The 3,759-nt window shown below is 43.0% G+C and carries 4 protein-coding genes; all 4 read right to left on the minus strand.

Annotated elements, in window-relative coordinates; all coding sequences use genetic code 11:
* Positions 1–66: 66 nt before the first annotated feature.
* Positions 67–531: a SoxR reducing system RseC family protein gene (locus EV203_RS13055; RefSeq protein ID WP_132040887.1), complete on the minus strand. Its 465-nt coding sequence runs from the start codon at positions 529–531 to the stop codon at positions 67–69.
* A gap of 142 nt (positions 532–673) precedes the next feature.
* The gene (locus EV203_RS13060) at positions 674–2,680 is read right to left on the minus strand and encodes a sodium-translocating pyrophosphatase (RefSeq protein ID WP_132040888.1); all 2,007 of its coding nucleotides are present in this window, start codon (positions 2,678–2,680) and stop codon (positions 674–676) included.
* 307 nt (positions 2,681–2,987) lie between these two features.
* Positions 2,988–3,476 (minus strand): COG2426 family protein, encoded by a 489-nt coding sequence (locus EV203_RS13065; protein WP_132040889.1) that lies wholly within the window; start codon positions 3,474–3,476, stop codon positions 2,988–2,990.
* Positions 3,477–3,657: 181 nt separating this feature from the next.
* Positions 3,658–3,759, minus strand: a 102-nt coding sequence (locus EV203_RS13070) for a UPF0236 family protein (protein WP_132040890.1), incomplete at its 5' end; no start/stop codon positions are given.

A 3,759-nucleotide genomic window follows, 5' to 3' on the forward strand; every position in this document is an offset into this window, starting at 1 on the left:
CCTCTTGTTATTTGCTGCATAGTTCAATATTAACATTTAATGGTATTAAATACTTGATTCTGGTTATTAAAAATTATTGTTTTTGGACAGCCTCTTTTTTTTAGGCTGGTTGTCCAAAATATTCACTATTTTTGCAGTGAACATGTGGCTCTTTTCAAAAAACCCGTTGTTGGCGTATATACCTGCAAAAGCCAGCACGATAAAAAGAAGTCCTATTATGAACGAAAAAAGCTCCCTCCACACGATATTCAGGATATCTGCCAGCTTCAACCCCAGGACCACTCCTAAAAGAAAACCTGCCAGCGGAATCACGTAAAGTATGAAAGTAGCGGAAAGCAGCGCCCTGGACTCCATCTCGATTTCCACTATCTGGCCTACTTCAGCATTCTTTTCATTTTCAGCCCAAACTTTTAAGGTCTGTTTATTCGAACCACCACTGCAAGCCCTACACTTTGAACAGGCCGACGTCCGTATCACTTCAACTTCGGCCTTGTTACCCTTTTTTGAAACAACAATAGCTCTTTCTTTCACTAAGAATCCCTCCGATAGTTTTTATGATATCACACAAATAGTTTTAATTCAATGGGCCTCAAATAAGTTCTTTTGTTATTAGGAAGCACTAAAATAAAAAAGACTCCTCTGAGGAAAATCCCCACAGGAGTCTTTTTCAAGATTACTTCATGAACAGCGGTGCGAAAACTAGGGCCACGATAGTCATAAGTTTAATTAGTATGTTCAAAGAAGGACCCGAGGTGTCTTTGAAGGGATCACCCACAGTATCTCCCACAACAGCCGCTGCGTGAGTAGGTGTACCCTTGCCGCCATAATTTCCTTCCTCAATATACTTTTTGGCATTATCCCAAGCGCCACCTGCGTTAGCCATCTGGATCGCTAACATGACGCCGGTCACCAGTGCACCGGCTAAAAGCCCTCCCAGAGCTTCTCTGCCAAATATAAACCCGATAACCAGGGGTGCAGCAACGGCAATAAGACCGGGAATTATCATCTCCTTAAGAGCCGCTCTAGTGCTGATATCGACGCACTTGGCATAATCGGGCTTGGTCTTTCCCTCCATTATGCCCGGGATTTCCCTGAACTGCCTGCGAACCTCTTCGATCATCTGGTATGCCGCTTTACCCACCGCTTCCATGGTCATCGCGGAGAACAGGTATGGCAGCATTGCCCCTATGAAGAGACCAACTATAACGTCGGCCCGCAGGAGGTTAATACCCTCTTTCAAACCGGCGGCTGTAGTGTATGCCGAGAACAGCGCCAGAGCCGTCAGCGCTGCAGAGCCAATGGCAAACCCCTTGCCCATAGCTGCCGTGGTATTTCCGACCGCATCCAGCTTGTCGGTGATCTTCCTGACCGACGGGTCGAGTTCGGCCATTTCCGCAATACCACCGGCGTTGTCGGCTATGGGCCCGTAAGCATCTACCGCAACGGTCATACCCGTAGTAGACAGCATACCGATTGCCGCGAGAGCTATACCGTAGAGGCCGGCGAATTTATAGGATATAATTACTGCCAGGGCTATACACAGCACCGGCAGAGCTGTACTCTTCATTCCGACTGCCAGGCCTGTTATAATGTTGGTGGCTGGGCCGGTCTGAGATGATTTTGCGATTTCTTTCACTGGGCTGTAGTTGGAAGAAGTATAATATTCGGTAAGCATTCCTATAATAATACCCACCACGATACCGGAAGCAGTTGCATAAAAAGCGTTTATTTCCCGCAGGAAGTACCTGCTGAGGAAGAAAGTGGCCAGTATCACAAAGATGCCGCTGGCAAAGCTCCCTTTGCTGAGAGCCTTCTGAGGATCGGCTCCCTCTCCGGTCCTCACGAATAGGGTGCCGATGATGGAGCTTATTATTCCCGCCGCCGCTACAAGCATTGGGAAGATGATGCCCTTGATGCCATATGGTTGTCCCGTCGTAGGACTAATGGCAACGGCGCCAATGGCTATACCGGACACTATTGAACCCACGTAGGATTCGAAAAGGTCGGCCCCCATACCAGCCACATCACCTACGTTATCCCCTACATTGTCAGCTATTACTGCCGGATTCCTTGGATCATCTTCAGGTATGCCAACTTCCACCTTGCCGACCAGGTCTGCTCCGACGTCGGCGGCTTTAGTATATATTCCCCCGCCCACCCGGGCAAACAGAGCTATGGAACTGGCTCCGAGGGCAAAGCCATTGATGACGTCAAAGCTTTTTACATCCGACAGGTCCCCGAACACGAAGTACAGTATCCCAAGGCCCAGAAGACCCAAACCAACCACCGACATCCCCATAACGGTGCCGCCGGAAAAAGCTATAGAAAGGGCCTTATTCATTCCTTCCCGTGCCGCATTGGCGGTTCTTACATTGGCTCTGGTAGCAACGCTCATGCCGATAAATCCCGCTAGAACAGAAGCTATAGACCCGGTTATGTAACTTATAGCCGTCTGCCAGTTTATAAATGTGCCTATGACTAGGAACATTATAATAACGAATATCGCCAAAGTTTTATATTCCCTGAATAGAAAAGCCATAGCACCTTCATGTATGGCGTCGGATATTTCGCGCATACGCTCGTTCCCTGCAGGGCTCTTGACAACCCTAATGGCGTTAATGAATGCAAACAAAAGTGCAAGTAAGCCTGAGACGGGTGCTATCCACATTAATCCTTCCATCATTCTCCCTCCAAAAAGTAAATTGTTTTAGGCCATTGCAGAAACCAAAAACTTTACAAATTGCCATTAACTATTATTGTTTGTAAGTATTATTTTACCACTATTTTTTGTTAATTTGAATATATATTGTTTAATTTGTTCTTCCATATTTTCGATTATTGTTGCTTTAAAATACAATAAGTTCCAAAGATTCCATCCCACAACCTTTTCCATGATAAATATTAGCCATATGTTATACCTCATAACGTACCTTGCAATATGACACAAGCATTTACGAGTAAGTTACCCCCTTTATTTAATTAAAGGGTTAGAAAAACAAACTCCCTACGCCATAACTCAATATCATAATTAAAATAGCTGCTATAGTATTTCCCATAAATATAGCCAAAAGCGCCTGCTTGAATTCCATATTTAAAAGAGCTGCAGCCAAACTTCCACTCCATACTCCCGTTCCAGGCAAGGGAATAGCTACTACCAGTACAAGCCCCCATACACCATATTTTTGTATTTTTTCCCCATTATATTTTAAAGATCTATCTGTAAGCTTATCTATTAACTTTTTAAATAATCTCGTTTTTTTAAGACGATTAAATATAGGTTTAATGGTAAATAATATAAAAGGTGCTGGTATCATACTACCTATCAAGCTTATAATCGTGGCATAAAAAGGAGATAACCCTAAAGATATGCCTATTGGAATTGCTCCTCTAAGCTCTATTACTGGCAATGCTGCTATAAATAGAATTGCTAACTCTTTGGGTAGCAAATTGAGTATTTCTCTTACAAATGATTCCATTATCATACCCCTTTACTTTCTACTATTATGATTATGACTAAGTCTTTTTAATATTATTATATCTTATAAATGATAAATTTTGAACAATATTTCTTTGTAAGATAGTGTCAAGATACTGTAGGATTTTTTTAAGACAACCCTTGTACCTTACTTAATTCAGGGCTTCGGTTTATCATGTTTCTTATATAACTTGCGCGTATTTTATCGCTCTTAAAATCCTGTATATTGGCGTTACTTTCCCTATATTCAAAACTGTAATATTGTTTATCTTTTCATTTGTAGA

The organism is Caldanaerobacter subterraneus, from assembly GCF_004345675.1.
Lineage (GTDB): Bacteria > Bacillota > Thermoanaerobacteria > Thermoanaerobacterales > Thermoanaerobacteraceae > Thermoanaerobacter > Thermoanaerobacter subterraneus.